Genomic DNA, 18,953 nt, shown 5'->3' with positions numbered 1-18,953 from the left:
TTCACAATTCATAAAAGGAAGTAAATTATGCAAATTGATCTGACAAAATCAAAAGTAATTTGTATAGGTAGAAACTATGTTGAACATATTCATGAACTGAATAATGAAGTTCCAGATAGTCCGGTAATATTTATCAAACCTAACTCAAGTATAGCTAAAAATCTTAAATTATCGTCAGCTAGAGAAACACACTATGAGTGTGAGATAGTTTTTGCTTTTGATAATGATTCAAATATAAAAGCGGTAGGTTTAGGTTTAGATTTAACTGATAGGAATGTACAATCAAAGCTTAAATCAAAAGGACTTCCATGGGAGTTAGCAAAAGCTTTTGATAATAGTGCTGTGATTAGTGACTTTGTTAAAATCAATAATCAGGATGTTGAATTTTTAAACTTCAAAGCATATAAAAATAGATCTTTAATTCAGCAAGGCAGTTATAATTTAATGATTTATAAACCCCAACAAATTATAGATTTTTTAAAACAAAATGAAATCACTATAGCTGAAAATGATTTGTTAATGACAGGAACACCCAAAGGTGTCGGGGTAGTAAGTATCAATGATAAATTTAGAATAGAACTTTTTTGTAAAGATAAAAAAATATTAGAAACAACTTTTGGATAAATAGATATGTGGGCAATTGTAGGAAGTAGTGGTTTTGAGTCTTTTGATGATTTTGAGATTATAGAAGAACTCTCTCGAGAAACTCCATATGGTTTGTGTTCTAATGGTTTATTTAAAATAAAAATAGAAGATAAGGAAGCATTATTTCTAAATAGAACTGGTTTAGGTCAGAATATATTACCACATCAAATAAACTACAAAGCGAATATATATGCTTTGAAAAAATATGGTGCTACTTCTATTATTGCCTTATCTTCAGTTAGAAGTTTAAGAGAAGAGTTAAAACCTGGGGATATGGTTATTCCGTACCAGTTTATTGATAGAACAAAATCTCTACGAGAATTTACGTTTTGTGAACAGGGGTTGCTTAACTATGTATCTCTTTCTAAACCAATAACAGAAAGTATTGCCGAAGAAATTAGGTCAAAGAAACAAGAGTTTGATTTTGATATTCATTTTAAGCAGAGCTACGTTTGTATAGAAGGACCTCAATTTCCTACTATAATTGATGCTAAATGCTTCCAGAGTATGGGAGGTGGTGTCATAGGTATGACAGCTTTTCCAGAGTTTGCTTTAGCAAGAGAAGCGGGGCTTAATTATATTAGCTGTAACTTTATTGTTGACTATGTTCCTTGGTCATATGATGTTAGAAATTTGTATAATGTATTAGAAATAAGGGAAACAAATAATTATAAAGCTGAAAAAATTGTCAAGTGGATGGTAAATAACTTGTCATTTTATGCTGAAAATGATTGTCATGAACTAGGTATTGCTCGATATTTATCAACACCTATTGAGTCATTGCCTCCAAATAAGAAAGAGTGGCTAAAAGTTATAGCTAAGGATAACTCTGAGCATGAAGAAGCACTTGAAGCTGAAATTCTTAAAAAGGTTCCAGATCTATATGGAGGTATTAAGACTATACCACCTAAGCTTCAAGACTTACTGACATTTATTAGTAAATTTGATAGGGATAGCAATCGACAAGATATCGAAGCAACGAGAAAGGCAGCGGCATCGCTAGGCTTATATAGTTATCCTAAGGTAGATCTAGAAAGTGTTGAAGATATTGAAATAAAACATGCTGATAATGGTCACAATATCCCTGTTAGAGTATATAATCCTAAAGTTGATGAGAAACTTAAAGTAATAATCTTTTCTCATGGTGGAGGATTTGTATCTGGTACTTTAGATTCATTTGATGCTTTTTGCCGCAAGCTTGCTTTAACTACCAATAGGGCTGTTTTTGCTGTTGATTATCGTCTTGCGCCTGAACATAAATTTCCAGCTGGTTTGAATGATGTTGAGTTTGTTACAGAATATGTTTATCAACACTCTAAAAAACTTGGTGTATCTCGTAAGAAATTTACTTTAATGGGTGATAGCGCAGGAGCTAATTTGACAGTTTTAGCAACTTATAATCTATTACAAAAAGGTAGTGTTAAAATTGGGAATAATATTATCCTATATCCATCTGTAGATTTATCGCATATGCCTACGAAATCGCTTGAAGACTATTCTAGTGGCTATATTTTAACTAAAGCAAAAACAAAATGGTATTCTGAGTTGTACGTGCCTGAAGGTATGGACAAATGTTCTCCAGAAATATCTCCATTTTATATTAAAGAATTGGATAATATGCCGAGAACTTTAGTTATGACAGCAGGCTATGACCCTTTAAAAGATGAGGGATTATTATTTGCTGAAAGACTTCTTAGACATGATGCTGAGGTACAACATTATCACTTTGATAGTTTAGTACATGGTTTTATCAATTTCTCAAAATTGATTCCAAAAGAGATGGAAATACTTCATTCTAGAGTTGTTAAATTTCTTGGCTAATTATGAAAAATTATCTACTACAAATCGAGTACTTTGGTAAAAACTATTGTGGCTGGCAAAGACAGTCTCATTCACCAAGTATTCAAGAAGAGTTAGAAAAAGCACTCTCAAAAATTGCAAATCAAAATATCGAAGTTACTTGTGCAGGGCGAACTGATACCGGAGTACATGCGACTTCGCAAGTTGTTAACTTTCATTCAGATGCAGATAGGAATCTTAGTTCTTGGATGAGGGGAACGAATGCTCTTTTACCACAGGGTATTAAAATACTAGATATTAAAGAAGTTGATAATGATTTTAATTCTAGATTTACAGCGACAAATAGAACTTATAATTATATTATCTATAATTCTGCAATTAGCTCACCAATATTCGCAGAACACTGCTTGTGGGAAAATCGTCAGCTAAATATAGATAAAATGAATCAAGCTTGTAAATACTTATTAGGTGAGCAAGATTTTACATCTTTTAGATCATCTCAATGTCAGTCAAACACGCCATTTAGAAATATTCAAAAAGCTGAGTTTATTAAACAGGGAAGTTTTATAGTATTTGAGGTTGTTGGTAATGCTTTTTTGCACCATATGATTAGAAATTTTATAGGCTCCTTACTAAAAGTAGGTTTAGAATTTGAATCTCCAGAATGGATTAAGCTAGTATTAGAAGCTAAGGATAGGACAAAAGCAGCTGAAACAGCTAAAGCACACGGTCTATATTTTGTTGGAGTTGAGTATCCTGAGTATAGCTTTAGACGTCGAGTCATAGAGCTTTTTTATTAGTCTAATAATTTAGTTTTCTATGAAAGTCTTATATGACTATATATTTAATATTATTTTTATCACTAAAAGCTAATTACAATCAAATTCATTTAGGTTAAAATATCCTTTTAAGAAAATATTTATTTCTATAAAAATGACAGATATACATAATCATAAGATTTTGATTTTAGATTTTGGTTCGCAATATACTCAACTTATCGCGCGTAGAGTGAGAGAGGTTGGTGTCTTTTGCGAAATATTTCCTCACGACATAGCAGATGATTTTATCAAAGATTATCATGCTAAAGGTATAATTCTTTCTGGTGGTCCTGAGTCTGTATATGATTCAGATGTTAAGGCTCCGGAAATAGTCTTTGAATTAGGTGTTCCTGTTTTGGGTATCTGCTATGGTATGCAAACAATGGTAATGCAGCATGGTGGAGAGGTAAAAGGAGCTGATCAAAGTGAGTTTGGTAAAGCGATCATTAATATCTTAAAATCATCAGAAAATATATTTTCTAATCTCAAAACAGAGCAGTCTGTATGGATGAGTCATAGCGATAAAGTTACTCAAACTGGCGAACATTTTGAGGTAATAGCATCATCAGCTAATGCTCCTGTTGCAGCTGTTGCTCACAAGAGTAAACCTTTTTATGGAGTACAGTTTCATCCAGAAACCACTCATACAGAGAATGGTAAACAGATTATAGAAAATTTTGCCTTAAATATCTGTAAATGTGATGCTCTTTGGAATATCGAAAATATTATTGAAAACGATATCAAAGAAATAAAAAAACAGGTTGGAAGTGATAGAGTAATTTTAGGCTTATCAGGTGGTGTTGACTCATCTGTGGTAGCAGCAATATTACATGAAGCTATTGGTGATCAACTTACCTGTATATTTGTAGATACTGGACTACTTCGTCTTAACGAAGGCGACCAAGTGATGGAAGTATTTGCAGAGCATATGGATATTAATGTTATTCGTGTAAATGCTAAAAATAGATTTTTAGACGCTCTAAAGGGGATTGGTGATCCTGAAGAAAAGCGTAAAATCATAGGTAAGCTTTTTGTTGATATTTTTGATGAAGAAGCAGCTAAAATCGAAAATGCGAAATGGCTTGCTCAAGGCACGATCTATAGTGATGTAATTGAGTCAGCTGGTAATAGCCAGTCTAAAGCTCATGTTATCAAATCTCATCATAACGTTGGTGGTTTGCCAAAAGAGATGAAGCTTAAGCTATTAGAACCTCTAAGAGAGTTATTCAAAGATGAGGTGCGTAAATTAGGGCTAGGTTTAGGCTTACCGTATAATATGCTTTATAGACATCCGTTCCCAGGTCCAGGTCTTGGTGTGCGTATATTAGGTGAAATTAAGGAAGAGTATGTTGAAACTCTACAAAAAGCAGATGCTATCTTTACTGAAGAGCTCTATAAGCATAATTTGTATCATGATATTTCTCAGGCCTTCGGGGTTTTCTTACCAGTTAAGTCAGTTGGGGTTGTTGGGGATCAGCGTAGATATGAATATGTTATAGCATTAAGAGCTGTGGTTAGTATTGATTTTATGACTGCAACATGGGCAAATTTGCCTTATGACTTCTTATCTATAGTTTCAAATAGAATTGTAAATGAAGTTAAACAAGTATCACGAGTCGTTTATGATGTAACAGGTAAACCACCTGGAACAATTGAGTGGGAGTAACCACTAGCTGACGAAATGTTTAATTTATTAAAGTATATATTCTTTAGAATTGTACTTTTGGGTTAGATGAAGATTTTATACTATGTCGAAATATACTATTTTAGATAAGATAAATACCCCTGCAGATCTTAAGCTTGTACCTGAGGGACAACTTAAAGAACTAGCATCTGAGTTAAGAACTTTTTTGGTAGATACATTGGATGTAAGTGGTGGACATTTTGCAAGTAGTCTTGGTGCTACAGAGCTTACAGTAGCACTACACTATGTTTTTAATACACCTTACGATAATGTTGTATGGGATGTTGGACATCAAACATATATTCATAAAATCTTGACAGGTAGAAAAGATAAGCTTATTACTATCAAAAAAGATGGTGGAATTTCGGGTTTCCCAAAGCGATCTGAAAGTGAATATGACACTTTTGGAGTAGGGCACTCAAGTACATCGATAAGTGCAGCACTTGGCATGGCTATTGCAGATAGACTACAAGGTAAACACTCTAGCTCAATTGCTGTAATTGGAGATGGAGCTATAACTGGTGGTATGGCATTTGAGGCACTTAATCATGCAGGGGGAATTAAAGAGGACATTTTAGTTATTCTCAATGATAACGAAATGTCAATTTCTGATAATGTTGGTGGTCTTTCTGCTCATTTTAGCAAGATTATTTCAGGTGGCTTTTATAACTCAATTCGTGAAAAAGGAAAGGAAGTTCTTAAAAATATTCCACCGATGTTTGAGTTTGTGAAAAAGATAGAAACACAGACTAAAGGAATGTTTGTCCCTGCAAATTTTTTTGAAGATTTAGGTTTTTATTATGTAGGGCCAATAGATGGGCATAATGTTGTAGAGTTAGTAAAGACTTTAAGAATTTTAAAAGATCACAGAGGTCCGAAACTTTTACATGTAATTACCAAAAAAGGTAAAGGCTATACTAAAGCAGAATCTGATCCAATTAAGTTTCATCATGTTGCACCATGTTTTCATAGTGGAGATACTCAATCAAAAGCTTCTAAGCCAACTTACTCAAATATATTTGGTAACTGGATTTGTCAAAAAGCAGCTAAAGATGAGCGCTTAGTAGGTGTAACTCCAGCTATGAAGGAAGGCTCTGATTTAATTAGATTTTCAAAACAATATTCAAATAGATACTTTGATGTTGCTATTGCTGAGCAGCATGCAGTTACTTTTGCAGGTGGTTTAGCATGCCAAGGACTTAAGCCTGTAGTTGCTATTTACTCAACATTTCTACAAAGAGCTTATGATCAGGTTATACATGATATAGCATTACAAGATTTAGATGTCTTATATGCTGTTGATAGAGCTGGTCTGGTTGGAGCAGATGGAGCAACTCATGATGGTAGTTTTGATATATCATTTATGCGTTGTATTCCAAATCATGTAATTATGACTCCAAGTGATGAAAACGAGACATATCATATGCTTGAACTTGGATATGAATACAAGGGACCTGCAATGGTACGCTATCCTCGTGGAGCAGGTATCGGAGCTGAAATTACTGATAATCTTGATATAGAATTAGGCAAAGCAAAGCTTATTAAGAAAGGTTCTAGAGCCGCAATTTTAAATTTTGGAACTTTATTACCACTTGCTAACCAGATAGCAGATAAGTATGATATTACTGTAGTTGATATGAGATTTGTAAAACCTCTTGATGAACAAATGATTGATGAAATATGTCAAAACCATAATATTATATTTACACTTGAGGAGAGTTCAATAGCAGGAGGAGCGGGTTCTGCGGTTAATGAGTATATACTTGCTAGCGATCTAAGTAAAAATACAATTGTCAGAAACTTTGGTCTCAAGGATGAGTTTTTAACTCATGGTACAAAAGATCTTCTGCTAGATTATTCAAATCTTTCTTTTAGCAAAATATCAGAAGTCTTAGAAAAACTTTTAAGTCACAAAGGATAATTATTTGTCTAAATTCTACTTATTATTAATAATGCTATAGATAGTATTTTGTTGGTTACTATTTTATAATTTCAAATATATTATTTTTAGAAACGCTTATCTAATGAAGAAATTAATTTTACTTATTTTTGTAATAGTTTTATTAGCATTGTCATACTATTATTTTATCTATCAAAACTATAATAATTGGCCTATTGTTAATCAAAATCCACAAGGCGAGACTATTGTTGCTTTTGGTGATAGCTTAACAGCTGGATATGGTGTAGATAAATATGATAATTACCCATCTCAATTATCAAGGATGATTGGTGAACCTGTAATAAATATGGGAGTATCTGGTGAAACAACAGGTCAAGCACTATTAAGAATTGAAGATGTTGTGCAAGCTAACCCTAAGATAGTAATGGTGTCATTGGGAGCTAATGATTTAAGAAAAAGAATTCCTGCAAAAGAAGCGTTTGTAAACTTAAAGCGTATAGTGAATATACTACAAGCAAACGGAGCGTTAGTTATTATCGGAGGTCTAGATATACCATATTATAAAAATGATTATGCTGAAGACTATATTAACTTTGCTAAGAGCTATGGATGTTTATTAGTTCCTAATGTTTTAGAAGGTATAATTGGTTATAAAGATTTAATGGTTGATGCTGTACATCCAAATGCAAAAGGATACAGGATTATGGCAAATCAGTTCTATAATGTTATAAAAGAATATGTAGATTAATTGTTAAAAAAATTAGATACCTTTGTTAAGGTTAGAAATACCTTCTTTTTGATAAACGTGATAGACATCTAAACCAAGCTTTCTTCTAATATATGGTAAAGAAAAATAACCACGGATATATTTTTCATCATTTTCATTTTTATCATACACTACGATATGATGATAGTCTGAGTTAATTAATGTGTTTAGGATATGGCCAATTTTAGTACTTTTTATAATTGAATAAGATACTGTGTTTACTTTGGCAATAGGTAACATAATATCATGTGCAACTAAATCAGCTGGTTTTGTACCAGAACTTCTAGCTCTTTCTTGAAGGGCTTGGCTCTCTATATAATGAAGAGCAATTGTTCCCACAACTTTATCTTCAGCACTAATTACCAGTGCAAAATCTTTATGATTATCAATAATTTTTGTTTTTACATCCTTTAGGTTAAGATCTGCTCTAACTGTTAAAGCATCATGATCTTTATAGTCTCTAAAGACATCTAAAGCAGAGCTTTCTAAGTAAAGAAGGTGACTAGCATCATCTCTAAGATAATTTATTGATTTAGTATCACTGAAATGAGAAAGTTCTATTTGTTTGAAATCTTTTAAATCCACTATTTTCTCCATATATTTAATGTCGATTCTATTATTAGATTTTAGACAAAACATTTACCTTTTTCAAAGTTTATCACTCAACATTTTACTATATTGGTATAATTTAATTTTTATATTAGTTACAACCGCAAAAATATGCTGTATATAATCCAAAGTCAAATTGAGAGCAATAAAATGTTATAATAAAAATTAAATCTTATTAGAACACTATAATATGATAGAAACTGACAGAATAATATCAGCAAATACAGCACAAAATAAAGATGAAAACTTCATTGATAGAGCTATAAGACCAAAAACTTTAGCTGAATATGAAGGTCAGCCTGCAGTACGCGAGCAAATGGAGATTTTCATTCAAGCTGCAAAATCTCGAAAGGATGCGCTTGATCATACTCTTATATTTGGGCCCCCAGGTTTAGGTAAAACAACATTATCAAATATTATTGCCAATGAAATGGAAGTGGAACTTAAGCAAACAAGTGGTCCAGTTTTAGAAAAAGCTGGAGATTTGGCAGCACTTTTGACTAACTTAGAAGAGAACGATGTATTATTTATCGATGAAATACATCGCTTAAGTCCTGTTATTGAAGAAATATTATATCCAGCTATGGAAGATTATCAGCTTGATATTATGATTGGTGAAGGTCCCGCAGCAAGATCAATCAAGATTGATTTACCTCCATTTACATTAGTAGGAGCTACAACTAGAGCAGGGCTTCTGACTTCACCCTTGAGAGATAGGTTTGGTATAATTCAAAGGCTAGAATTCTACTCAATTGACGATTTAGCTAAGATAGTTTATCGTTCGGCTAAGCTTTTAGATCTAGATATTACAGACGATGGTGCCAACGAAATTGCTAAACGTTCAAGAGGTACGCCAAGAATAGCAAATAGATTACTACGTAGAGTTAGAGATTATGCTCAAGTTAAAGCTTCTGGCGTTATATCTTATGATATTGCTGATAAAGCTCTTACAATGCTAAAAGTTGATCCTGTAGGATTTGATCATATGGATCATAAATATCTACTTACATTAATGGAAAAATTTGGTGGTGGTCCAGTAGGATTAGATACGATGGCAGCTGCACTTAGTGAAGAAAAGGGAACTATTGAAGATGTCATAGAACCATATTTAATCCAGCAAGGATACATTATGCGTACTGCAAGAGGACGTATTGCAACTTTGCTAGCATACAATCATTTTAAACTAAAAATACCAGATAGTTTATCATCAGATCAACAACAGAACTTATCTCTTTAACTCAGAACTTATTCTTTAACAAGAAGCTTTAAACTTATCTAAATTATTTGATTTAATTACACTATTTAATCTATTTTGATATTCATCTCCCTCTAACTCAGAGTACTCTGTCAGAGTATTAATGAGTTGAGAAGTATCGCCATTAGCTTGTCTTACTTGTCTAAATTTAGAAAACTTTTCTCCAGTATTTAATCTAAAGTAGTATCCAAGAATGCTATCTCCAACATCTTTAAAAGTCTCTACTTGAACATCTGAATCTTTAGCTTTGACACCACAGTTTTCTTCAAAACAATGTAATCCAAAGTAATTATTATAGTCAACTGCAAATCTAGATGTTCCCCAGCCAGTTTCAAGGATTGCTTGAGCAATTACTAGACTTTTAGGTGCTATATTAACTTTTGTAACTAAAGCATTAACTTGCTCTTGTAAAGTCTTAGCATTCCATACTTTATAGAATGAAGTATATTTTTTGACTTTTGTTTTTTGATTTTCATCTAAATCTTGTTTACTATTAAGAATTTCTTGTAGTTTCATAATAGTTTTTCTTTGTTTACATAACTCTTGATTAGCTTCATCTATTTCTTTTGACATAAATTCTATAAAGACTTTTTTCTTTTCAGATACATCTTTAATATCTCTAAAGTCAGGTTTATAAGTTCCTGCCGGTATTGGAGGAGTTTCCAAATGATATTTATCAGAACTTGCAAAACTTATATTTATGAAAAATATAGTTAAAACAAAAAAATACTTACCTAAATTGATTGTATTCATAAATTATATTATCTAAGATTAATTTTATTTGAATACAATTGTAACAATATATATAGAGTATTAGTATATTTATATTTTATAAGAATTTAATCCTCATAAATTAATATGTCTCCTGGTTGGCAATCTAGATACTTACAAATTGCTTCTAAAGTAGAAAATCTAATAGCTTTTGCTTTTTCGTTTTTTAATATTGATAAGTTTTGCTCTGTAATTCCAATAGCTTTCGCTAAATCCTTAGACTTAATTTGTTTATCAAGCATTATTTTTGCTAAATCAATTCTTATAGACATCTAAATATCCTTAAATTGTTAAATTATTTTCTTCAGCAAGTTCATGAGCTTTTTGCATAACTTTTGATATTGTTATAATCACTCCCCCACATAATAATGCTAGAATTTCGTTAGTACCAATTGATACACTTACGAAACGTTCACCTACAGGATTATGATAACTTAGAGTTAATGATATTAAAGGCTCAAAAATGATTTGAGCAAAAAAATAATATACCAACCCCCAACCTAACCTTTTGTATATCAAAACTACTCTAGAAGAAAAAACCTCAAGCTTTTCATAACACGTAAATAATTTGACTAAAAGAGCAATTATATAAAGTATTACTGAAACTGGTATCAAGCTAACTAAAAGACCTATAATTCTAGTATCTAAAGCTATTGGTTGTGACATTTGATCGGCAGTATCTGTGACATTAGGTATATATTCGCTTTGTGCAAAAGCCCAAAATGTTGGAACAGATATTACTATCAATATAAATACTATTCTAAAAATATTTTTATAGAACTTACTAATTTTTTCTAAGTTTTGCATAACTTTTATTCCTTGTGTATTTAGAGATATGATATCTATTTTAGATTATACTTATTGTTTATCAATAATTAGTTATTGATAAACAGTAATTTGTTTGTAAGAATATCAAAAAAATGAAGGAAAATAAAATATGTTTAGAAAAATTTTAATAATATTTAGCTGTTGTTTATTTATGAATTTATCAAGTTACAAAATAATCTGAAAGAATATAATTACAAAGCACTGAAATTAGAAAATAAAAAAGAGTTTGAAGCACCATATATACTTGCAAAGGTAAACGATAGACCTGCTTATGTGATTTTTGACTCAGGATCAAAAGGAATAAGTATTTTTAATCACTCAGTTGATCAATTAAAGCTTAATCAAGAGAGTGGTTCTGAATATTCATCAAATATGGTAGGACAAAAATCTAGGAATCAAAATGTAATATTAAAAAAAATACAAATAGGAAATATTTTACTTAAAAATGTCAAAGCTAATATAACCAATCAACCTAAAGAAAAGTTGTATCCAGTAATTGTCATTGGTACAGATTTCTTAGCAAGATATGATGCAATTTTTGATTTTTCAGCAAATTTGATATATCTAAGCAAAAATAACTTAACCGCTAAACAACACCATGAAATAGGAAAAGTATTAGATGAAGAAAGTTATTTATTAATTAACTTGACTAAATTATTATCTCAGCATCAGACAATTGCCATATCAATAGATAGTAGCCAACCGGTTAATTGTTTACTTGATACCGGAACTTCTAATTTTACAATTTCAGACAAATATCTACAGAGCATAGACTCAGCACCAACTAAGCCCAAGAAAACAATTAAGGCAACAGATGGAACATTAACATTCGCTGATATTAAAATTAAAAAAATAGTATTAAACCCTTTAAATCTATTTTTCCAAGATAAAGTTCAAATGGTTAATCTAGAAGCAACAGCTGCAAATATTAAGATTATGAGTAAATTTTTAGGAGTTGTATGCATTTTAGGATATCAGGAACTAAAGGCAGAAAAAGTAATATATGATTTTTCTGCGAGTAGAATTTATGTTAAGAAATAAGAGCTGAAGGGTCTATCAATTAGTTAGGAATAACTTTGCTTAAATTTTCGAACATAGTCGCTTGAAGAGCTACATAAACTTGTTCTTCGAAAGCAGCATCGACAGTTTGGTCTTTAGCTATTTGGCTAGCTATCTGTTTTGTAGCTGCAACCATTGCTTTAGCTACAGGGTTATTACTGTTTTGTGCAGCAGTAAAGTTACAAGCATTTTCTCCAAATAGTATACCATCAGCATCACTTACTTGCTTGTAGATACCGTTTTAAGCGATAGCATTAGCTACAGGAGCAGCAACAGCACTTGCAGGTCTTAACATTAAAGTATGATCTTTAACGTAAATAACACCTTCAGAGCCTATAGCAACAGCAATAGCATTGACAGCAGCTTTAACAGCCCAGTTATTTCCAAGTTTATCTAAATCGTATACTTTAATATCACCAACATTTATGATATCAAGGAATTGAGTAAGAATAGATTCTACTGCTTTTTCATCGGATAAGTCTTTTAATACGTTTCTAGATGTAGCTACATTGCTGTTAGCTCTAACTTCAAGTAAATCAGCTTCACATATTGATTGAGCAGTTCTAGGAGAAGCTATTTTCTCTTGGATACCACTTTCTAAGTCGCCCAGTGTAGTCACTGTGTATGCAAGAGTGTTTATGCATAAGTAGTAATTGCCTTATCATTATTACCACCTTGGATCAGCTGAATAGCTTGAATAGTTAAGTAGTTAGTTATATCGTTAAACTCTATAGCTGTTTGAGCATCTTTGCTATTTATATTATACTGACCATTCCAAAGAGCAACTCTTGCGCTCCAGAATTTATCTATATTATTTCTATAATCAATATAATCAAGAGCAGTAGCTGAATTCCATGCAGCTGTTAGCTCAGATGAAACTGGTCTAGCAATATCATTATAGTATGCTGTAGGACCATTTACAGTTATATTTTGGATAGTATTGAATTGAGCAATCTTTTCTTCTGCATAAGCTTTATCGCCTTTTTTAATGCCTTTTAAGATATTAATTTTAGTATTGATACTTTTTAGTTTAGCTTTTTCTTCAGTTACTTTGATTCTCCAGCCTAGTTTTTTCTTGCTTTCCAAATCTTCTATTTTTTTACTAATTTCATCTCTTTCAGCTCTATATTTTTCAAGACCATGAGCAGCAGAAGCTTCGTCTTTCATATACATATCTTTAGGCTTAACAGAATTAGGTATTTTAACTTTACCATTATTAGTTAATACTAGACCTCTAGCTATTTTTTCACCGTTTGTTTGGATATCGCCAGCGTCTGCAGCTATGCTTTTAACAGCATAAATTGGTGAATTAGGATCAGTATCAGCAGTTGTTTCAACCTTATTTGAATAATTAATAATAGAGTTGTTTAAGTATTAGCATTTAAATCATCAGCATAAGCAGAAGTTACTGCGATTGAGCCTAAAAGTGCAAGGGTAATAGTCTTTTTCATTTATATCTCCATTATTAATAAAATAATAAAATATCATTGATAGTGTATTTAGAGAACACGAGTATTAAAATTAAGGCAATATTTAAAGTATTTATTTTTATTAATATTTGCTTTGTATTTATATGAACTTTGTATCTAAAACATTTAGGAATAATGATTTTATAAATAAATATAAAATTAATGTATGGTGTGGTTATTGAAAAATATTAAGTGTATTGAGAACGAAGGTGAGTATTTATTTATTAATAGAATATTTATATAAACTTTTATACCATAAAAATATAATTCCAGCAGCTAGCAATTTACAAAGGCAAGGTAGAACACAATATATAAACCTAAGAGACATTTCAAGATTTTCAGTATTAGATGAAAATGAGGAGTTAATAAGAGGAAATGTTATAATTGTTGCAATAGCATAACTAAATTTAGTTATAAATGCTAGCATAGCATAATAACCGTTACCAAGCTCTTTTCTTTCTGGATAGCTATCTATCCATTTGGTTAGAAGTATATTTGGAAGAATTAATTCAGTTGCAAGTCCAGCTCCAGAAATAAAACATATCAAGGTAAAGAGTATATAATCGCCATCAGATAGAGCAAATACAAAAGAAAATATACTTGCATAGAATAAAAGAGCATAACCCCATGTTTTAATAATTCCAAATTTAAGAGAGATTTTTTTCATTATAGGAATGAAAAATATTGCCCCAAAAAAATACGTAAAAATATATAGTCCAGTTAAGTCTGGTGTTTTGAGAATATATTTACTAAAGAATATGATAGTAACTGCAGGTAAAGTTGATCCTACAGCACTAATTGTATATCCGACAAATAAAAATATACCATCTTTGTCAAAATGATCAATGTAATTCTTAATATTGAAACTATAAATTGTATGTTTAGATTTATTATCTAGATTAACTCTATTAATCCATTTAAAGAAAAATATGGTAGCTACTAAGATTAGTATTATTGCAATAATAGCATATAAAAAATAGCTTCTTCCATGCGGCATTAAGGTAAGTAAGACAGATAGTAATATCGAAGCGATTAATACACCTAATATATTAGAAATTTCACGGGCAGAAATCACTAAAGATTTACTATTGTCATCTTTTAACCAAAGGGCCCCTTTTGTAGTTGAGAATATTGTAATATAGCTAAAAGCAAGCGTAGATAAAAAAATCCCAACAGAAAGATTAAGTAAAATATTTGAAAATATTGGCACGCATATAACGTATACTCCAACTATAAATATAGCAACTACAGCTACCAAACTAATTTTACTTAGATAGTGAAATCTATCACAGTACCAACCAATTAAGGGATCGAATATAGCATCTAACACTTAGTATGAATAAAACTATACTTAGTATGGTTAAGTTTATTCCAAAATTAGTATGGTAGTATTCAGGTATAAATATATATATAGGAATACTAGCAAAGGCTACAGGGAAAGCTATAAATGCATAGTTATTTAATATTCATATAAATGATAAATTATTATACTAATACTATAATACCATTTACCTAAATGCATTTTGATTTAAATTTTATTACCAGTTAATTTTTTTATTTGGAACCCATTTATCTAAAAGGCTTTTATATTTTTTCTCTAAAACCTCTTTGGGTGGTAGTTCAGGTAGTTTCGAATATAAATCAGCTTTCTGGAAAGCTTTTAATAGAGGTAGTAATAGCCAATCTTTTTCATTAGCAAGTTCTTGATAAGCATGTCCTCCAGTTTGAGGAGTGTGCCATGGATAAAATGAGTGATATCGTAAAAGATATAATCCTTCATACGGTATATCACTACCTTGCTCGAAAACTTTATAAATATATTCATCATGGCCAAAACTCATATCAACATTATCAAAGCCACATTTTTTCTCATATTTTCCATAATGAGTTTCAGATTCGGTATTATAGTTATTATAATCTTTAGAGTCCTTGACAAATTCCCTATGAGAAAAAACATTAGCAGAAGCAAAAGGACAAGCAATTGGATATGTATCGCCAACAGTTGACCATTGAGGTAATTGTCCGTATTCTGGCAATGTCATGATTTTACCTAAATCATGTACAAAACCTACTAGGGGGAACCATGACCAATCTTTTATATGGCTATATAAATTACCCAGACTTTGCTTCTTTGTATAGAAATCCTGCCAAATTTTAGGAATACTTTGCCACTCATGATCTCTAAATATTGATCTAATTAAAGCATTTTCTCTAAGTTCAGTATCACTTTTTAAGAACTTATTTTGGCAAGCTTCTGCTGTTTGATAGGCATGTTCAATTTGTGGAAGATCGTTGTCTGGATCACTTTCATCATGAACGTTTTCTAAAAGCTTAAATACTTCGTAAACATCCATTTTTCCCAAATCAAGTTTGAAGTATTTATCCTTCATTTGAGTAACATATTCAAGATTTTGATTGATATGCATATCTTTATATGTTCTTTCTACACGATCTTGGAATTTACTATCTGTATAGTTACGAAATTCGCCAAATGTATTTTCTACTGTTTGAGACATAATATCCACCTCTATTAATCAATAATTTCTTTACCTAAATATCTCGTTTTTATACCTTTATTCAGGTTGTTTTCAATAGTTTCTAAATCAACTCCTTTTGTTTCTGGAACAAAAAGATATGTTACAATAAACGCTAAGCTGGCTACGCATGCATATATCCCGAAAGTAAATGAAACGCCTAGTTTTGTTAAAATAGTTAAAAATGTAGCAGCGACAATAAAATTAGCTAACCACTGTATTGACGCAACAAAACTCATCGCAGACCCTCTAACACTTAAGGGAAAAATCTCCGAAATAATTAGCCAGAAAAGAGAACCAACACTAATACAATATCCCACAATATATATTAAAAGACAAATTAAGGCTAATATTGCGACAGTACTACTTGTAACATTATTAAGCAAATAAATCATGCTAAACAGACTCAAAGCAGCCATAGCGGATCCAAGTAGTAGGAATTTTCTTCTACCTAATCTGTCAATAAACATTATAGTTATAATTGTAGCTATGAAGTTAACGAGTCCTAAAGAAAGGGTCATAAGCATCTGCATTTCACTTCCATTAAAACCTATATTTTCCATTATATATGGCCCATAGTACATTACTGTATTTATACCAAAAAATTGTTGAAATATCCCAAGAGATAAACCTATATATAGAACTGGTCTAATTTTTTTATTAAAAATTGCAGAGAACTTAGGTTTAGTTGCTTTTTCTAAATTATTTTGAATGGCAGATAATTCTTCTGAGACATCATTTGCATTTTCTCTAATTTTTGTAAGTGTCTCGCGAGCCTCTTGCTTTCTTCCTTTAGAAAATAACCATTTAGGTGAGTAGGGCATGAAACACATACCTACAAATAGCATAATTGCTGGTACTAGTCCTGTAGCTATCATAATACGCCAACTACCGCTGCTTGTTAGAAAATAATCAACAATAAATGCTATAACTTGGCCACCTGTAAGAAATGCTCCATTCCAAAGAACTAATGAGCCTCTTTTAGAAGCTGGAGCAACTTCAGCAATAAATAAAGGCACTGCGTAAGATGCTACACCAATAGCAGATCCCAACATAAATCTGCCAAGGACTAATGATTCTATATTTGGAGCTAACGATGCCACTAGAGTGCCTACTATAAATAACAAACTAGTAGCAATCATTACTTTTTTACGGCCAAATTTGTCGGTAAAATAACCACTAGCAAGAGCTCCAAAAAAGGCTCCTAGAACACAGAAACTGACAACCATTTCTAATTGCCAATGCTCAGCTAAGAAATCTTGTTGAATAAATGGCGTAGCGCCAGCTATTATAGATGTATCAAAGCCAAATAGTAATCCACCAATTGCAGCTACTGCAACAATAATAATTACATAAAGTTTCGATGATTTATAATGATTTTGTTGCATTTTATTATCCTAATAGATGACTCATATTAAATATCTTTATAGATTGTGTATATGTAATATCGTAAGCAATATCTAAAGCATCTTTTTTAGATAGTCTTCCTTGTAGAACCATTTCAGCTAAATAAACAGCATCAACACGTCTAGCGATATCATGTCTTACTGGTATGGACAGCAGAGCTCGCGTATCATCTATGAATCCTGAACAATTATAAAAGCCAGCAGTTTCAGTTACAGCATGACGAAACCTTTTCATACCTTCAGCAGAATCATTAAACCACCAAGCAGGGCCTAAAAACACACTTGGGTAATGTCCAGCTAATGGCGCTAGCTCTCTAGTATAGGTTGACTCATCCATAGTAAATAAAACCGTCCTAAAGTTGCGATTATTACCTACTTTACTTAAAAGAGGGTGAAGGCCATTTACAAAATCACACTTTAATGGAATGTCGCAACCTCTGTCATTACCAAATTTTCTTTGAATTCTTGTGTTATGGTTTCTAAAAACTCCAGCATGAATTTGCATTACAAGACCGTCATTAGTCGCCATTTTTGCCATTTCGGTTAACATTTGTCCACTGAATACACGCTTATCTTTATCTGAAGCAACATTTGTAATTATTTTTTTGAACAGGTTACGACGCTCTGTTTTATCTAAATCATATGTTTTAGGTATAGTCACACCATGATCTGAGGCTGTGGCACCATTAGCCTTAAAAAACTCTCGTCTCTCCGCTAATATTTTAATAAAATCGTCATAGGTTTCTATATTTTTATTTAGTTTCTTGGCTAATTTTTTTATATTCTTATGGACAGGGTGAAGTTCTGGGTTGGTCACACTATCAGGACGAAAAGTTGGAACTACTTTACATTCGAAATTAGAGCTAGCAATATTTTTATGATGATGCAAATCATCAGCTACGTCATCTGTAGTAGCAATAACCTTTATATTGAATTTTTTACATATCTCACGAGGAAGGAAATCTTTCTGCTTTAAACAGTTATCTATGTGGTCATATAATTCATCAGCAGTTTCAAGATTAAAAGGTTTGTTGTAGTTAAATACATCTTTGAGTTGAGCATCAAACCATAGACCAACTTGTGTACCTCTAAAAAGGTACCAGTTTTCTGCCACTTTTTTCCATATTTTCTTAGGGTCAGTTTCAACTGGCTTATCATCTTTTCTAGATATGCCAAAATCCTCAAGCCTTAAGCCCTGTGAATAAAACATTCTAAAAATATAATGATCTGGTTTTATAAGTAGTTCAACTGGATTTTCAAAGGCTAGATTTTCATCAAACCATTTTGGATCGGTATGGCCATGAGGACTAATTATTGGTAAATCTTTAATATGATTATAAATCTCTAGAGCTAGATCTCTAGTTGTTTTATCTGTCGGCATTAATACGTTATCGTTTAACATATACTCC

The 18,953-nt window shown here is 31.5% G+C and carries 15 protein-coding genes and 2 pseudogenes; 8 read left to right on the top strand and 9 right to left on the bottom strand.

Features of this window, described 5'->3' with window-relative positions:
• Nucleotides 1-27: 27 nt before the first annotated feature.
• From F7308_RS07045 to F7308_RS07020, 6 genes are all read left to right on the top strand, one after another.
• Entirely contained in the window at nt 28-624 is a 597-nt protein-coding gene (locus F7308_RS07045) for a fumarylacetoacetate hydrolase family protein (RefSeq protein ID WP_013923170.1), read from the top strand.
• 6 nt (nt 625-630) lie between these two features.
• Nucleotides 631-2,466 carry an alpha/beta hydrolase fold domain-containing protein gene (locus tag F7308_RS07040; RefSeq protein ID WP_013923169.1) on the top strand — a complete coding sequence of 612 codons (1,836 nt, stop codon included), beginning with the start codon at nt 631-633 and terminating at the stop codon, nt 2,464-2,466.
• A gap of 2 nt (nt 2,467-2,468) precedes the next feature.
• Nucleotides 2,469-3,245 carry a tRNA pseudouridine(38-40) synthase TruA gene (gene truA, locus F7308_RS07035; RefSeq protein ID WP_013923168.1) on the top strand — a complete coding sequence of 259 codons (777 nt, stop codon included), beginning with the start codon at nt 2,469-2,471 and terminating at the stop codon, nt 3,243-3,245.
• A gap of 133 nt (nt 3,246-3,378) precedes the next feature.
• Complete coding sequence (guaA, locus tag F7308_RS07030) at nt 3,379-4,929, top strand: glutamine-hydrolyzing GMP synthase (protein WP_013923167.1); 1,551 nt, start codon at nt 3,379-3,381, stop codon at nt 4,927-4,929.
• A gap of 82 nt (nt 4,930-5,011) precedes the next feature.
• On the top strand, nt 5,012-6,868 hold the full coding sequence (dxs, locus tag F7308_RS07025) for a 1-deoxy-D-xylulose-5-phosphate synthase (protein WP_013923166.1): 1,857 nt from the start codon (nt 5,012-5,014) through the stop codon (nt 6,866-6,868).
• Nucleotides 6,869-6,971: 103 nt separating this feature from the next.
• Complete coding sequence (locus tag F7308_RS07020) at nt 6,972-7,595, top strand: arylesterase (RefSeq protein WP_013923165.1); 624 nt, start codon at nt 6,972-6,974, stop codon at nt 7,593-7,595.
• A 12-nt stretch (nt 7,596-7,607) separates the two neighbouring features.
• Here the strand turns inward: F7308_RS07020 and F7308_RS07015 are convergent, their stop codons facing one another.
• Nucleotides 7,608-8,198, bottom strand: coding sequence for a CBS domain-containing protein (locus tag F7308_RS07015; RefSeq protein WP_013923164.1), 591 nt, complete (start codon nt 8,196-8,198; stop codon nt 7,608-7,610).
• A gap of 214 nt (nt 8,199-8,412) precedes the next feature.
• Here F7308_RS07015 and ruvB point away from each other — a divergent pair, with 214 nt between their 5' ends.
• Nucleotides 8,413-9,459, top strand: coding sequence for a Holliday junction branch migration DNA helicase RuvB (ruvB, locus tag F7308_RS07010; RefSeq protein WP_013923163.1), 1,047 nt, complete (start codon nt 8,413-8,415; stop codon nt 9,457-9,459).
• Nucleotides 9,460-9,474: 15 nt separating this feature from the next.
• On the opposite strand, the gene F7308_RS07005 is transcribed toward ruvB, so the two are convergent.
• The 3 genes from F7308_RS07005 to F7308_RS06995 form a co-directional block, all read right to left on the bottom strand.
• The gene (locus F7308_RS07005) at nt 9,475-10,230 is read right to left on the bottom strand and encodes a glucosaminidase domain-containing protein (protein ID WP_013923162.1); all 756 of its coding nucleotides are present in this window, start codon (nt 10,228-10,230) and stop codon (nt 9,475-9,477) included.
• 86 nt (nt 10,231-10,316) lie between these two features.
• Nucleotides 10,317-10,520 carry a helix-turn-helix domain-containing protein gene (locus F7308_RS07000; protein ID WP_013923161.1) on the bottom strand — a complete coding sequence of 68 codons (204 nt, stop codon included), beginning with the start codon at nt 10,518-10,520 and terminating at the stop codon, nt 10,317-10,319.
• 10 nt (nt 10,521-10,530) lie between these two features.
• Nucleotides 10,531-11,055, bottom strand: coding sequence for a DUF2975 domain-containing protein (locus F7308_RS06995; protein WP_013923160.1), 525 nt, complete (start codon nt 11,053-11,055; stop codon nt 10,531-10,533).
• A gap of 162 nt (nt 11,056-11,217) precedes the next feature.
• Here F7308_RS06995 and F7308_RS06990 point away from each other — a divergent pair, with 162 nt between their 5' ends.
• Nucleotides 11,218-12,117: a retropepsin-like aspartic protease gene (locus F7308_RS06990; protein WP_013923159.1), complete on the top strand. Its 900-nt coding sequence runs from the start codon at nt 11,218-11,220 to the stop codon at nt 12,115-12,117.
• 19 nt (nt 12,118-12,136) lie between these two features.
• On the opposite strand, the pseudogene F7308_RS06985 reads toward F7308_RS06990, so the two are convergent.
• The 5 genes and pseudogenes from F7308_RS06985 to uxaC form a co-directional block, all read right to left on the bottom strand.
• Nucleotides 12,137-13,586, bottom strand: a pseudogene (locus F7308_RS06985) (hypothetical protein).
• A gap of 235 nt (nt 13,587-13,821) precedes the next feature.
• A pseudogene (locus F7308_RS06980) lies at nt 13,822-14,953 on the bottom strand (MFS transporter).
• A 189-nt stretch (nt 14,954-15,142) separates the two neighbouring features.
• Nucleotides 15,143-16,120 carry an inositol oxygenase family protein gene (locus tag F7308_RS06975; RefSeq protein WP_013923154.1) on the bottom strand — a complete coding sequence of 326 codons (978 nt, stop codon included), beginning with the start codon at nt 16,118-16,120 and terminating at the stop codon, nt 15,143-15,145.
• A 14-nt stretch (nt 16,121-16,134) separates the two neighbouring features.
• Nucleotides 16,135-17,526 (bottom strand): sugar porter family MFS transporter, encoded by a 1,392-nt coding sequence (locus F7308_RS06970; RefSeq protein ID WP_013923153.1) that lies wholly within the window; start codon nt 17,524-17,526, stop codon nt 16,135-16,137.
• 4 nt (nt 17,527-17,530) lie between these two features.
• Nucleotides 17,531-18,946, bottom strand: a complete 1,416-nt coding sequence (gene uxaC / locus F7308_RS06965) for a glucuronate isomerase (RefSeq protein ID WP_013923152.1) — start codon at nt 18,944-18,946, stop codon at nt 17,531-17,533.
• Between the last annotated feature and the right edge of the window lie 7 nt (nt 18,947-18,953).

Origin of the sequence: Francisella salina (assembly GCF_000219045.1) — a bacterium.
Lineage (GTDB): Bacteria > Pseudomonadota > Gammaproteobacteria > Francisellales > Francisellaceae > Francisella > Francisella salimarina.
The sequence above is the reverse complement of the archived record's forward strand: the minus strand, read 5'-3'. Positions and strand labels throughout refer to the sequence as shown.